General features: G+C 68.7%; 14 protein-coding genes. 7 read left to right on the top strand and 7 right to left on the bottom strand.

Annotated elements, in window-relative coordinates; all coding sequences use genetic code 11:
- Positions 1-27 precede the first annotated feature (27 nt).
- The 4 genes from QP045_RS07465 to glmM are packed head-to-tail and all read right to left on the bottom strand — an operon-like array spanning position 28 to position 3,383.
- Positions 28-636 (bottom strand): ribonuclease HII, encoded by a 609-nt coding sequence (locus tag QP045_RS07465; RefSeq protein ID WP_422514344.1) that lies wholly within the window; start codon positions 634-636, stop codon positions 28-30.
- A complete protein-coding gene (gene thiD, locus QP045_RS07460) occupies positions 629-1,822 on the bottom strand; it encodes a bifunctional hydroxymethylpyrimidine kinase/phosphomethylpyrimidine kinase (RefSeq protein WP_422514343.1) in 1,194 nt (397 codons plus the stop codon). The genes QP045_RS07465 and thiD overlap by 8 nt, the downstream gene beginning before the upstream one ends.
- Entirely contained in the window at positions 1,819-2,043 is a 225-nt protein-coding gene (locus tag QP045_RS07455) for a DUF1272 domain-containing protein (RefSeq protein ID WP_422514342.1), read from the bottom strand. The genes thiD and QP045_RS07455 overlap by 4 nt, the downstream gene beginning before the upstream one ends.
- Positions 2,043-3,383: a phosphoglucosamine mutase gene (gene glmM / locus QP045_RS07450; protein WP_422514341.1), complete on the bottom strand. Its 1,341-nt coding sequence runs from the start codon at positions 3,381-3,383 to the stop codon at positions 2,043-2,045. The genes QP045_RS07455 and glmM overlap by 1 nt, the downstream gene beginning before the upstream one ends.
- 71 nt (positions 3,384-3,454) lie before the next feature.
- On the opposite strand from glmM, the gene QP045_RS07445 reads away from it, so the two are divergent.
- Entirely contained in the window at positions 3,455-4,738 is a 1,284-nt protein-coding gene (locus QP045_RS07445) for a dicarboxylate/amino acid:cation symporter (protein ID WP_422514340.1), read from the top strand.
- 30 nt (positions 4,739-4,768) lie between these two features.
- Here QP045_RS07445 and gor read toward each other — a convergent pair whose 3' ends face one another.
- Both gor and pgi read right to left on the bottom strand, forming a co-directional pair.
- The gene (gene gor, locus QP045_RS07440; RefSeq protein WP_422514339.1) at positions 4,769-6,118 is read right to left on the bottom strand and encodes a glutathione-disulfide reductase; all 1,350 of its coding nucleotides are present in this window, start codon (positions 6,116-6,118) and stop codon (positions 4,769-4,771) included.
- Between the two features lie 104 nt (positions 6,119-6,222).
- Entirely contained in the window at positions 6,223-7,722 is a 1,500-nt protein-coding gene (gene pgi / locus QP045_RS07435) for a glucose-6-phosphate isomerase (protein WP_422514338.1), read from the bottom strand.
- 112 nt (positions 7,723-7,834) lie between these two features.
- Here pgi and lepB point away from each other — a divergent pair, with 112 nt between their 5' ends.
- From lepB to era, 3 genes are all read left to right on the top strand, one after another.
- Positions 7,835-8,641, top strand: coding sequence for a signal peptidase I (gene lepB, locus QP045_RS07430; RefSeq protein WP_422514337.1), 807 nt, complete (start codon positions 7,835-7,837; stop codon positions 8,639-8,641).
- A complete protein-coding gene (gene rnc, locus QP045_RS07425) occupies positions 8,638-9,309 on the top strand; it encodes a ribonuclease III (protein ID WP_422514414.1) in 672 nt (223 codons plus the stop codon). Before lepB ends, rnc begins: the two co-directional genes overlap by 4 nt.
- 68 nt (positions 9,310-9,377) lie before the next feature.
- On the top strand, positions 9,378-10,280 hold the full coding sequence (gene era / locus QP045_RS07420; protein WP_422514336.1) for a GTPase Era: 903 nt from the start codon (positions 9,378-9,380) through the stop codon (positions 10,278-10,280).
- A gap of 4 nt (positions 10,281-10,284) precedes the next feature.
- Here the strand turns inward: era and QP045_RS07415 are convergent, their stop codons facing one another.
- Complete coding sequence (locus tag QP045_RS07415; protein ID WP_422514335.1) at positions 10,285-10,989, bottom strand: NAD-dependent deacylase; 705 nt, start codon at positions 10,987-10,989, stop codon at positions 10,285-10,287.
- Positions 10,990-11,112: 123 nt separating this feature from the next.
- On the opposite strand from QP045_RS07415, the gene QP045_RS07410 reads away from it, so the two are divergent.
- The 3 genes from QP045_RS07410 to nth all read left to right on the top strand — a co-directional run bounded on the left by QP045_RS07410 (position 11,113) and on the right by nth (position 12,956).
- Positions 11,113-11,436, top strand: coding sequence for a hypothetical protein (locus QP045_RS07410; protein WP_422514334.1), 324 nt, complete (start codon positions 11,113-11,115; stop codon positions 11,434-11,436).
- Between the two features lie 129 nt (positions 11,437-11,565).
- Positions 11,566-12,294: a 4-hydroxy-tetrahydrodipicolinate reductase gene (gene dapB / locus QP045_RS07405; protein WP_422514333.1), complete on the top strand. Its 729-nt coding sequence runs from the start codon at positions 11,566-11,568 to the stop codon at positions 12,292-12,294.
- Positions 12,291-12,956: an endonuclease III gene (nth, locus tag QP045_RS07400; protein WP_422514332.1), complete on the top strand. Its 666-nt coding sequence runs from the start codon at positions 12,291-12,293 to the stop codon at positions 12,954-12,956. The genes dapB and nth overlap by 4 nt, the downstream gene beginning before the upstream one ends.
- Positions 12,957-12,977 lie beyond the last annotated feature (21 nt).

Here is a 12,977-nt window from a genome sequence, read left to right as displayed (position 1 = left end):
CACCACTGGTGGTGTGGCGCAAAGGACTCAGCCGGCAGTTTCCAGCGGCAGCCACGCCTGGGCGACCGGCGCGAAGGAGCGGCGGTGCAGCGGCGTCGGCCCCAGCGACTTCAGCGCCTCAAGATGCGCCTTGGCCGAATAGCCCTTGTTGGAGGCCCAGCCATAGCCGGGATGCCGGGCATCGGCCTCGATCATGATGGTGTCGCGATGGTGCTTGGCCACGATCGAGGCGGCCGCGATCGACACGCACAGCGCATCGCCGCCGACCAGCGCGCGCGAAGGGTGCGGCCAGTCCGGGCAGCGGTTTCCGTCGACCAGTACCATGCCGGGGGCCACCCCCAAGGCGTCCACGGCGCGGTGCATCGCCAGCATCGTCGCCCAGAAGATGTTGATGCTGTCGATCTCCTCGACGCTGGCGATCCCGATGCCGACCTTGGCGCAGGCCAGGATCTCGCCACACAGGCGCTCCCGGCGCAGCGCGGTCAGCGCCTTGGAGTCATCGATCCCGTCAGGGATGCAGTCGGGGTCGAGCACCACTGCGGCGGCGACGACGGGACCGGCGAGGGGGCCGCGACCCGCCTCGTCGACGCCGGCGACGGGCCCCGGGTGCAGGCGTTCATGGGCGTAATCAGGCATTTGCGATGCGCCATGGCGGAAACCGCCGCATCTCGCCAGCCTGATAGAGACAGATGGCATTGCCGGCGGGATCGGTGAGCCGCGCCTCGCGCCAGCCCCAGGGCTGCTCGACCGGCTCCTGGGTGAAGACCACGCCCTGCTGGCGCAGGTAGCGCACCGCGATTTCGAGGTCGCCGACCTCGAAATAGACGACGGGACGATCGGTCGCCTCGGCCATTTCGATCGAGAAGGTGGCGCCGCCCTCGCTCTCGAACCGGGCGTAGCGGCGGCTGGAGCGGACGATCTGGCGCAGGCCGAGCATGCGGTAGAAGCGCTCGCTTGCGGCAAGATCAGTCGCGGGCACCGTCACCTGGTTGAGCATGGGCGACCAGCGGCTGGCGTTGAGGTCGAGCCGGACGCCCTGCTGCGCCATCGGGCCATGGCCCTGGCCCAGCGGCTCGGCACCCAGCATCGCGATCCGCACGAACCGGCGCGCCCGCGCGATCGCTTCGGGGAGGCTCCACTCGCCCGCAAGACCGCAGGCGATGGCGGTGGATAGGGTGCAGCCGGTGCCGTGTGTCGCGGTGCTGTCGATGCGGGGGTCGCTCCACTCCACGACCGGCGGCCCGCCGCGTTCGGCAGGGTAAAGCCGGTCGACGACGGTCGGCCCATCGTCATGGCCGCCCTTCACAAGGACGGCGCAACCATGCGCCCTTGCGAGCTGCCTCGCCGCTTCGGCGCGCGCTTCGACGGTCGGGAGCGCCGCGTCGACCAGCGCCTCGAGCTCCGGGAAATTGGGCGTGACCAGCGTCGCCCGCGCCATCAGCCGCTCGAACGCGCCGATGGTGGCGCTGTCCGCCAGGCGCGCGCCGCTGCTCGCCACCATCACCGGGTCGAGCACCACCGGGATGCCCGGCAGCTGTTCGAGCCGTTGGGCGAGGGCAAGCGCGGTGCGTGCCGATCCGATCATGCCGAGCTTGATGGCGTCGACGCCGATGTCGGAGATGACCGCTTCGATCTGCGCCAGCACCATGTCGGTGGGGATCGCGTGGACGCCGTCGACGCCCAGCGTGTTCTGGGCGGTGATCGCGGTGATCGCCGTCATGCCGTGGCCGCCCAGCATGGTGACGGTCTTCAGGTCCGCCTGGATGCCGGCGCCGCCGCCCGAATCGGAGCCGGCGACGATCAGGATGCGGGGGATCCTCACGCGCGGAACCGCCGCTCGGTGGAGGCGGGGTGGTCCTTCAGCGCCTTGCCGACGCGCGCCGGCCGGTCGAGCAGCTCGCCGCCGCAATTGGGGCAGCGCTCATCCAGCGCGTCCGCGCAGTCGGCGCAGAAGGTGCATTCGAACGAGCAGATGAAGGCGCCGCCCTGGTCGGCGGGGAGGTCCGCGCCGCAGCGCTCGCAGTCCGGGCGCATCTCCAGCATCAGGCGGCAGCCTTTTGCACGGCGTCGCAGATGCGGGTGACGACCGCCTCGACCTGCGCGCGATCGTCGCCTTCGGCCATCACCCGGATCACGGGTTCCGTCCCCGATGGACGGATGACCAGCCGGCCGCGGGTGGCGAGCTCGGCCTCGGCCTGGGCGATGGTTTCGATCACGCGGCGATCCTCCAGCGGCTTGCCCCCCAGGAAGCGCACGTTGCGGAGCAGCTGGGGAAGCGGATCGAAGCGGTGGAGCACCTCGCTCGCGGGCGCGCCGGCGCGGGTAACCTCGGCAAGAACCTGTAGGGCGGCGACCAGCCCGTCGCCGGTGGTCGCATAGTCGGACAGGATGATGTGGCCGGACTGCTCGCCCCCGACATTGTAGCCGGACGCGCGCATCTTTTCGAGCACGTGACGATCGCCCACCTTCGTGCGGACCATGCCGAGCCCCTGTGCTGCGAGATGCCGTTCAAGGCCGAGGTTGGACATGACGGTGGTGACCAGCCCGCCGCCCTTCAGCCGACCCTGACGCGCCCAGCCGGCGGCGATGGTCGCCATCAGCTGATCCCCGTCGATGACGCGGCCGGTCTCGTCGACCACGATCAGCCGGTCGGCGTCGCCATCGAGCGCGATGCCGATCGCGGCGCCTGAAGCCACCACGGTCTCGCTGAGCAGCGCCGGCGCGGTCGAGCCGACGCCATCGTTGATGTTCTTGCCGTTGGGCGAGACGCCGATCGCGACGACTTCGGCGCCGAGTTCCCACAGCGCCGAAGGGGCCACCTGATAGCCGGCGCCGTTGGCGCAATCGACCACGATCCGCATGCCGTCGAGCCGCAGGTCCCCGGGGAAGGTGGATTTGGCAAAGTGGATGTAGCGGCCTTGCGCATCGTCGACGCGGCGGGCGCGGCCGATGTCCGGTCCGGGGGAAAGCGGGATGTCGCCGTCGATCAATGCCTCGATCGCGGCCTCGTCCGCGTCCGACAGCTTGAAGCCGTCGGGCCCGAACAGCTTGATGCCATTGTCTGCGTAGGGATTGTGGCTGGCCGAGATCATCACGCCGAGGTCAGCGCGCATCGAGGTGGTGAGCATCGCCACCGCCGGCGTCGGCATCGGGCCGACCAGCACCACGTCCATGCCGACCGACGTGAAGCCCGCAACCATCGCGTTTTCAAGCATATAGCCCGACAGGCGGGTGTCCTTGCCGATCACGACGCGATGGCGGTGGTCGCCGCGCAGGAAGTGCGCGCCCGCAGCCATGCCGACTTTCATCGCCATCTCTGCGGTCATCGGTGCCTTGTTGGTGGCGCCGCGAATTCCGTCGGTACCGAAATATTTTCTTGCCATCGGCTCAGCTGCCCTCAGGTTGTGCCGCACGTGATCGGCGTGGATAGCGCGCGTTTTGACGAAGGGCGAGCATGTCGCAAGCGGCACGTATTCTGACCGGACTGGTGGCGGGGCTGGCGCTGGGCGTATTGCTGGCCGCGCAGGCGCCGCAAACGGCGATCGCCGGCATCGCCTGGGCGGAGCCGGTCGGCACCGCCTGGCTCAATGCGCTGCGCATGACGATCGTGCCGCTGGTGGTCGCGCTGCTCGTGACGGGCGTCGCCCAGACGGCCGAGGCGGCGCGCGCCGGCCGGGTCGCGACCCGATCGATCCTGCTGTTCGTAGTGATCCTGTGGCTGTCCTCGGCAATTGGTGCCGCCGTCACCCTGGGGCTGCTCGACTGGTTTCCGCTGCCGGATACCGCTGCCGCGGCGCTGCGGGCGACCTTTGGCCAGGCCGGACCCACCGCCGAGGTGCCGCCCTTCACCGAGTTCCTGGTGGCGATCGTGCCGACGAACCCGGTCGCTGCGGCTGCGAACGACCAGTTCCTGCCGCTGATCCTGTTCACGCTCGTCTTCGCCTTTGCGCTCACGCGCCTTTCCGGTGAGCCCCGCCACCTGATGGTGCGGCTGTTCCAGGGGCTGGCGGATACGATGCTGATCGTGATCCGCTGGGTGTTGTGGCTGGGGCCGCTCGGCGTCTTCGCGCTCGGCTATGTCGTCGGCGCGCGGGCAGGCACCGCCGCCTTTGGCGCGCTGGTCCACTATGTCCTGATCGTCATGGCCGTCGGCATGGTCGTGTGGGTGTTCGCCTATCCGCTGGCGATGGCCGGCGGGCGCGTGCCCCTCGGCCGGTTCCTGCGTGCGACCGCCCCGGCCCAGGCGGTGGCGATCAGCACCCAGTCGTCGCTCGCCTCATTGCCGGCAATGCTGCGCGGCGCCGAAGAGGCGGGCGTGCCGGTCGCCACGTCGGGGGTCGTGCTGCCGATGGCGGTGGCGCTGTTCCGTGCGACCGGACCCGCGATGAACGTCGCGGTGGCCGTCTATGTCGCGCATGTCTTTGGCGTCCACCTGGGGCCGGGGCAGATCGCGGCGGGCATCGCGGCGGGCGCGATTACGACGATGGGGGCCGCGAGCCTTCCCGGCCAGATCAGCTTCGTCTCCTCGATCGCCCCGATCGGCGTCGCGATGGGCGTGCCGGTCGAGCCGCTGGCGCTGCTGGTGGCGGTGGAAACCTTCCCCGACCTGGTCCGCACCCTCGGCAATGTGACCATGAACCTGGCCGTGACCAGCGTGATCTCGGAAAGAGTCGCGGGCAAGACGATGCGGACCGAGGCGGACGCGCTGCTGGCCGGCGAGGAATTGCCGGCACGCTGACGGGGCGGGCCGCGGGGCGGCCCCCGGCGCCTAGCGCATCAGCACCAGTTCCTCGGCCATGCTCGGGTGGAGCGCCACGGTCTGGTCGAAATCGTCCTTGGTGAGCCCAGCCTTCACCGCGATCGCCGCCGCCTGCAGGATCTCGGGCGAATCGGGTCCGATCATGTGCAGCCCGACGACACGACCCGTGTCACCGTCGCAGATCATCTTGTAGAGCGCGCGCTCGTTGCGGCCGGCGAGCACGTTCTTCATCGGGCGGAAGTCCGACTGGTAGACCTTTACCGAGCCCAGCTTGGTCCTGGCCTGCGCCTCCGTCATGCCGACGCCGGCGATCGGCGGGTGGCTGAACACCGCAGAAGGAATGTTCTCATAATCGACGCGGTGCGGCTTGCCGCCGAACACGGTGTCGGCGAACGCCTGCCCCTCGCGGATCGCGACAGGGGTCAGCTGCACACGATTGGTGACGTCGCCCACCGCATAGATGCTGTCGCAGCTCGACTTGCTGTCGGCGTCGACCTTGATCGCACCCTTTTCGTCGAGCTCGACCCCGGCCTTTTCCAGCCCCAGGCCTTCGGTATTGGGGACCCGGCCCGTGGCGAACAGCACGCAGTCGACCGTGATCGGATCATGGTTCGACATCTTCACCGTCAGGCAGCCGTCCGCGCCCTTTTCGATGCCTTCGAACTCGGCATGGAAGCGGAAGTCGATGCCCTTGAGCATCGAAATCTGGAGCAGCCGGTCGCGGATGGTCTCTTCATAGCCGCGCAGGATCACGTCCGTGCGATTGACCAGCGTCACCTTGCTGCCGAATTCGTTGAAGATCCCGGCAAACTCGTTGGCGATATAGCCCGCGCCTGCGATCAGGATGCGCCGTGGTACCGCGTCGAGGTGGAAGACCTCGTTGGAGGTGATGCCGTGCTCATGCCCGGGGCAGGCCGGGACCGCCGGTCGCGCGCCGACGGCGATCAGGATCCTGGCCGCGGTGATCGTGCGGCCGGATGCCAGCGTCACCTGGTGCGCGCCCGATACCGTCGCCCGCTCCTCGATGATCTCGACGCCGTGGTTGGTCAGCGTGCCCGTATAGGCCTTGTTGATCCGGTCGACCTCGCTCAGCACATTGTCGCGCAGGCGGGGCCAGCTGAACGCGCACTGGTCCGGAACGTCCCAGCCGAAGTGCCGGGCATCGCGCAGATCCTCGGCAAAGTGGGCGCCATAGACGAGCAGCTTCTTGGGCACGCAGCCGCGAATCACGCAGGTCCCGCCGACGCGAAATTCCTCTGCGACCGCCACCTTCGCCCCATGTGCGGCCGAGACGCGCGCGGCGCGAACGCCGCCCGATCCGGCGCCGATGACGAAGAGGTCGTAGTCGTAGTCTGCCATGATGCTCGCCTGAAGGAGGGCGCGGGGGGTGCGCGAAGGATCGTGGGTATAAGGTGTGGTCGGCGTGCGGGTGGCGCAACGCCCCCGCACGCCGATCCAGCGGATCAGTCGCCGAGGCCGGCGCGACGCAGCAGGTCGGTGGTCGAGGGATCGAACGCCATGCCGCCCTTGTCGGCGGCCTTGGCCATTTCCTTGCCCAGCTCGACGCCGAACTGGTCGAACGGATTGATGCCCAGCAGCACCGCGTTCACGAAGGTGCGGTGCTCGTAGAAGGCGATCAGGGCGCCCAGCGTGCGGGCGTCGACCTGGTCGAGCAGCAGCGTCGAGGACGGCCGGTCACCGGGATAGGCGCGCGCCAGGTCTTCATTGTCGCGTCCCGCCATCAGTGCCGCGCCCTGCGCGAGCGCGTTCAGCAGCAGCTGGCGATGGTGCGCGTCGTTGAGGACGTCGCCCGGCTCGATCGCGGCGACAAACTCGACCGGCACCAGGTGCGTGCCCTGGTGGAGCAGCTGGAACACGGCATGCTGCGCGTCGGTGCCGACGCCGCCCCAGGTGATCGGCGCGGTCGGGCGGGTGACCGGCTGCCCTTGCGCCGTCACGCGCTTGCCGTTCGACTCCATCTCCAGCTGCTGCAGATAGGCGGGAAGCAGCCGCAGCCGCTCGTCATAGGCGAAGGTCGCGCGCGTCTCCGCCTTGCGAACCTGTGTGTAGTAGAGGTCGGCAAAGGCCGCGAGCACGGGCGCATTGCGCAGCGGCTCGGAAAGGCGGAAGTGGCGGTCCATCTCCGCCGCGCCTTCCAAAAGCTCCTCGAACACGTCCCAGCCGAGGCCGATCGCAGCCGGAAAGCCAATCGACGACCACAGCGAATAGCGGCCGCCGACGCTTTCGGAGAAGGGCAGCACGCGGGTTTCGTCGACCCCCCATTCGATCGCCTGCTCCGGGTTGGCGGTGAGCGCGATCACCTGGCCATAGGGATCCGCAACGCCATTTTCGGTCATCCACCCGATCGCGCTTTCGGCGTTCAGCAGCGTCTCCGTGGTGGTGAAGGTCTTGGATGCGATCACCAGCAGGGTTGCGGCAGGATCGAAGTCCTTGATCGCTTCCTCGAGCGCCAGCCCGTCGACGTTCGAGACGATGGCGACGTCGTAGCGGTTCGAGTCGCGGCCCAGGGCGTCCATCAGCAGGTCCGGGCCGAGCGCCGAGCCGCCGATGCCGATGTGCAGCACGTGGCGAATCGGGCCGAGCGCATCCGCCTCGATCGCGTCGATCAGCGCGCGCATCCGCGCCTGGAAGCCGCGCGCCTGGGCGACGCTGTCCGGGCTGCCCTCGCCGCGCTGGGCGGTGTGCTCGGCGGCGCGGCCCTCGGTGACGTTGATCGCTTCCCCCGCGAACAGCGCGTCGCGCCGTGCGGCAAGCCCGGCCGCATCCGCCAGCTCGGCGAATGCCCGGAGCCCGGCGGCATCGAGGTGTGTCTTGGACCAGTCGAAATGAATTCCGGCAACGTCGAGCGTCAGCGTCTCGAGCCGGTTGGGCTCTGCCGCGAACAGCTCGGTCAGGGGCTGGGGCGTCAATGCCTCCACGGCCTTCCAGGCGGTGTCCGTCATGCGTTTTCTCCTTCAAGCCGTCGTCGTGCGGGGACCTAGCGTGGCACAGCCTGCTCGGCTACTCCCCAACCGCCGACTTGACGCGGCGGGGACTCCCCCGCAGAGCAGTTGCATGGCCACTAAACCCGCCGCCCGTCCCCCGCGCTCCGAGCTGCGCGAGACGGTGCTGTTTTTCCTGAAGCTAGCGATCTTCGTGTTCGTGATCCGCAGCTTCCTCTTCTCGCCCTTCAGCATTCCTTCGGGATCGATGCTCCCGCGGATGATGGTGGGCGACTATCTGTTCATCACCAAGTGGAACTATGGCTATTCGCGGTACAGCCTGCCGTGGAACCTGCCGCTGATCCCGGGCCGCATCTTCCCAAGGACGCCCGACCGGGGCGACGTGGTGGTATTCAAGGCGCCTCCGGAGGGGCGGGACAATTGGGTCAAGCGCGTGATCGGCCTCCCCGGCGACCGGGTGCAGATGCAGCACGGGCAGCTGTTCCTGAACGGCAAGCCGGTTCCCAAGCAGCGCATCGCCGACTTCGTGCTGCCGGTCACACCCAATTTCGGCTGCCCGTTCCAGTTCCAGGATGAGGACGCGGCCGGCAAGCCGGTGTGCCGCTATCCGCAGTATGAGGAGACGCTGCCCAACGGAAAGCGTTTCCGCGTTCTCGACCAGGGTACGACCCCCGCCGACGATACCGGCGTCTACACGGTGCCCGAGGGTCACGTCTTCCTGATGGGCGATAACCGCGACGACAGCGCGGACAGCCGCTTCCCCGTGGCCGCCGGCCAGGGCATCGGCTTCGTTCCGATGGAGAATCTTGAGGGCAAGGCGGTCGTGACCTTCTGGTCCACCGACGGCAGTGCCCAGTGGCTGCTGCCCTGGACCTGGATCAGCGCCGCGCGCTTCAGCCGGATCGGGGAAGGCTTCTGAGCACCGCCTCCCTCTCCAGCTGGCTCGCGGAGACCTTTGGCCGCAGCGACCTGCCCCTCAAACCGTTCGAGCGGGCGATGACGCATGGCAGCCATGCGGGCGAAAGCTATGAGCGGCTCGAGTTCCTGGGCGACCGGGTGCTGGGGCTGCTGATGGCCGAATGGCTGTTCGAGCGGTTCCCCGAGGAGCCCGAGGGCAAGCTGTCGCGCCGCATCAATGCGCTGGTGACCGGCCCGGTGTGCGCCGAAGTCGCGCGCGACCTTGGCGTCGTGCCGCACCTGCGCTTGGGCAAGCAGGCCCGCGACGATGGCGCGACGCAGAGCGACAATGTGCTGGGCGACGTGATGGAGGCGCTGATCGGCGCCTTTTATCTGGAGGCGGGCCTGGACGCGACCCGGGGCTTCGTGCGCCGGCTGTGGGCCGACCGTATCGAAACCCAGGTGCGCGCGCCCAAGCATCCCAAGTCCGCGCTGCAGGAATGGGCCGCCGCCCACGACCGGCGCCCGCCCGAATATACGGTGGTCGATCGCTCCGGACCCGGCCACGCCCCGCGCTTCACCGTGAAGGTGTCGATCGGCAAGCTTGCCGAGGCGTCGGCGCAGGGCACGTCCAAGCAGGAAGCGGAAACCGCCGCTGCCAAGGCGCTGCTGCGCGAACTGGAGCGTTGAGGCGCTATCCGGTTGATCGGCGACCTTCTGCGTCCCACAATCTTTCTTTCCAGCATTTAGGCTAGCACATGAACTCCTCCACCCAACGCTGCGGCCTTGTTGCCGTGGTCGGCGCCCCCAATGCGGGCAAGTCCACGCTGGTCAACGCGATGGTCGGCCAGAAGATCGCGATCACCAGCGCCAAGGCACAGACCACGCGCACCCGGCTGATGGGCATCGCCATCGAGGGCGACACGCAGCTGCTGCTGGTCGACACCCCCGGCATCTTCGATCCGCGCCGCCGGCTCGACCGCGCCATGGTTGCCGCCGCCTGGGAAGGCGCCGAGGGCGCAGACGCGATCGCGTTCGTCGTCGATGCCAAGGGTGGCCTCGGCGCCAAGGTGACCGACATCGCCGAGCGGCTTGCCCATCGCCGCGAGCCCAAGCTGCTGATCCTCAACAAGGTCGACATCGCCGACAAGCCGCGGCTGCTGACGCACGCGGCGCGTCTCAACGAGCAGATGCACTTCGACGAGACCTTCTTCGTCAGCGCCCAGACCGGCGACGGCGTCGCCGAGCTGAAGGCGGCGCTTGCCGCGCGCATGCCGGAGGGGCCGTGGCACTTCCCTGAGGACCAGGTGTCCGACGCCACCGACCGGATGATGGCGGCGGAGATGACCCGCGAGCAGATCTACCACCAGCTCCACGCCGAGCTCCCCTATTCGATCGCGGTCGATACCGAGCTCTACAAGGAGCGCGACGACGGATCGGTCGAGATCCATCAGCAGATCCTGGTCGGCCGCGAGAGCCAGCGCGCGATCGTGCTGGGCAAGGGCGGAGCCCGCATCAAGGAGATCGGCGCCAAGGCCCGCGCGGAGCTTCAGGCGGTGATGGGCGTGCGCGTCCACCTCTACCTCCACGTCAAGGTCAAGCCCGACTGGGAGAACGACCGCACCCTCTACCGCGACATCGGCCTCGACTGGGTGGAGTAAGCGCTCAGCCTTGGGCGAGCAGCCCGTCCACGCATTGGGGCACCAGCTGGGTGGCGGGGCCGAGCCGGCTTTCTTCGAACCAGTGGCTGCCGGCGGAGCGTTCGAGGTTGAGCTCGAGCGTCGCGGCACCGAAATGCGCCGCCATCTGGACGAAGCCGGCGGCGGGGTAGACCGCGCCGGAGGTTCCGATCGAGACGAACAGGTCGGCCTCCGCCAGTGCCGCCTCGATCCGGTCCATGCCGTAGGGCATCTCCCCGAAGAAAACGATGTCCGGGCGGAGCGCCGCCGCCCCGCACGCCGGGCAGGGGGAGGCCGGGGGCAGCGCGCCCTCATGCCGGTTGCGGGTGCCGCAGGCAGCACAGAGCGCCGAGCGCAGTTCGCCGTGCATGTGGAGCAGCCGCCGCGCACCCGCACGCTCGTGCAGGTCGTCGACATTCTGGGTGACGATCAGCAGTTCGCCCGGCCAGCTGGCATCGAGCCGCGCCAGCGCTTCGTGCGCGGCATTGGGAGCGACATTATCCAGCGCGGCACGCCGCAGGTCGTAGAAGCGGTGGACCAGCGCCGGATCGCGGGCGAGCGCCTCGGGCGTGCAGACGTCCTCGACGCGGTGGCCCTCCCACAGTCCGCCCGGGCCGCGGAAGGTGGCGAGCCCGCTCTCGGCGGAGAGACCAGCGCCGGTGAGGAGGACAAGGTTGCGGATCGACGCCATTCGGCTGATGTAGCGTCGTGGCGGGACAGTCGCCAATGCACAAAGCGGCTTGAAGCGGTCGCGGTGTGCGACTAGCTGCCTGCTGCGATGCAACAAATGCTTGAACTAGCCCGTTCCACCCCTGTGAGCGACAGCCAAGAAGACCGTGCCAGCAACAGCGACATCCTGCGCTTCGCGATGATGCAGCGCATCTGCGTGTCGGCGGTGTACAACAACATGGACATGCTGCTGGCCCCGCACATGCTGTGGACCAAGCATGGCGACCTGCACGTCGATGCCGTGACGGTCGAGCGCGCCGGCGGCGCCCCGAAGGTCGCCAAGCTCGGCACCTTCAAGCTGGCCGGGCTCAGCAACCTTGCGCTGACCTCGCGCCTGTTCACGCCCTTTCCGGACTTCAAGGCGAACGATCCCAAGTACGCCGAAGCGCCGATCGCGCACGTCGCCTGATTCATCCTCTGTCGCTCCGGCTTGTCGGCGGCGGCGGCTTTCTGTCATGAGTTGCGTTCACCGGTCTTCCACGTGGAGGGCCGGGACTTCCCGTGCGCATGGGCCGCGGGGCACAACATGGCGGGGCAGATGACAGGCATCGGAATCTATGGGCGGCTGGGCCGTATGGGGCAGGCGATCGCGGCGGTGATTCCGGAGCTGGGCGCGACGCTCGCCGGGGGCGCGGACGCGGGCGAAAGCCCGGACGGCATCGCGCGCAAGGCCGACGTCCTGGTCGATTTCTCCGCAGCCGTGGCGCTCGACGCGCATCTGGCGGCAGCGCGGGCGGCCGGCACCCCGATCCTCATCGGCACGACCGGGCTTTCCCGGGCGCAGCATGCCCGCATCGACGAAGCGGCAACCGAGATCCCGGTGCTCCAGACCGGCAACACCTCGCTTGGCGTCGCGTTGCTGTCGCGGCTGGTGCGCGAAGCCGCGGAACGGCTGGGGTCGGAGTGGGACATCGAGATCGTCGAGATGCACCATCGCATGAAGGTCGACGCCCCTTCCGGCACCGCGCTGATGCTGGGCGAGGCTGCGGCGAAGGGTATGGGCGTGGAGATGTCGGAGGTTGCGGTGATCGGCCGGGCCGGGCTGGTGGGCGCCCGGGCACAGGGCACGATCGGCTTTGCGGCACTCCGCGGCGGGCGGGTCGTCGGCGACCACCAGGTGATCTTTGCGGGCGACGGCGAGCGCATCGAGCTCTCCCACCGGGCCGACGACCGCGCGATCTTTGCACGGGGCGCGGTGAAGGCGGCGCAGTGGTTGGTGAACCAGGCGCCCGGGCGCTACAGCATGGATGCGGTCCTGGGCCTTTGAAGCGCGCCGACGTCTTCGAATTCTACCGGCGGCTGGCCGAGGCGAACCCGCATCCGGAGACCGAGCTCGAATCGGTCAACGACTTCACCCTGCTGGTGGCGGTGGTGCTTTCCGCCCAGGCGACCGACGCGGGCGTCAACAAGGCGACGCGCCGGCTGTTCGCCGAGGTCGACACGCCTCAGAAGATGGTCGCTCTGGGCGAGGAGGGGCTGAAGCAGCACATCAAGACGATCGGGCTGTTCAACACCAAGGCCAAGAACGTGATCGCGCTGTCGCAGGCGCTGATCGCCGATCATGGTGGCAAGGTGCCCGCGGATCGCGACGCCCTGGAAAAGCTGCCGGGGGTGGGGCGCAAGACCGCCAATGTCGTGATGAACGTCGCCTTTGGTGCCGAGACGTTCGCGGTCGATACGCACATCTTTCGTATCGGCAACCGCACCGGCCTGGCCAAGGGAAAGACGCCGCTGGCGGTGGAGCTGGTGCTCGACCGGGTTACGCCGCAGCCATTCCGCCTGCACGCGCACCACTGGCTGATCCTGCACGGTCGCTATGTCTGCAAGGCGCGGACGCCGGAATGTTGGCGCTGCATCGTGGCGGACCTGTGCGCCTACAAGCCCAAGACGCCGCCGCCGGCAGCGCGAAAGGCACCGGCTGCCGCCTGATCGACAGGGCCCCACTCGGCT

The sequence above is a fragment of the Sphingomonas sp. 3-13AW genome, assembly GCF_049311085.1.
In the GTDB taxonomy this organism is placed as follows: Bacteria; Pseudomonadota; Alphaproteobacteria; order Sphingomonadales; family Sphingomonadaceae; genus Sphingomonas.
This window is presented reverse-complemented; position numbering and strand designations above follow the sequence as displayed.

Bases quoted from the DNA above. Each gene is read 5' to 3' on its own strand.
- QP045_RS07465 (WP_422514344.1), bottom strand. From the start codon at position 636: ATGCCTGATTACGCCCATGAACGCCTGCACCCGGGGCCCGTCGCCGGC.
- QP045_RS07455 (WP_422514342.1), bottom strand. From the start codon at position 2,043: ATGCTGGAGATGCGCCCGGACTGCGAGCGCTGCGGCGCGGACCTCCCC.
- glmM (WP_422514341.1), bottom strand. From the start codon at position 3,383: ATGGCAAGAAAATATTTCGGTACCGACGGAATTCGCGGCGCCACCAAC.
- QP045_RS07445 (WP_422514340.1), top strand. From the start codon at position 3,455: ATGTCGCAAGCGGCACGTATTCTGACCGGACTGGTGGCGGGGCTGGCG.
- gor (WP_422514339.1), bottom strand. From the start codon at position 6,118: ATGGCAGACTACGACTACGACCTCTTCGTCATCGGCGCCGGATCGGGC.
- pgi (WP_422514338.1), bottom strand. From the start codon at position 7,722: ATGACGGACACCGCCTGGAAGGCCGTGGAGGCATTGACGCCCCAGCCC.
- lepB (WP_422514337.1), top strand. From the start codon at position 7,835: ATGGCCACTAAACCCGCCGCCCGTCCCCCGCGCTCCGAGCTGCGCGAG.
- era (WP_422514336.1), top strand. From the start codon at position 9,378: ATGAACTCCTCCACCCAACGCTGCGGCCTTGTTGCCGTGGTCGGCGCC.
- QP045_RS07415 (WP_422514335.1), bottom strand. From the start codon at position 10,989: ATGGCGTCGATCCGCAACCTTGTCCTCCTCACCGGCGCTGGTCTCTCC.
- dapB (WP_422514333.1), top strand. From the start codon at position 11,566: ATGACAGGCATCGGAATCTATGGGCGGCTGGGCCGTATGGGGCAGGCG.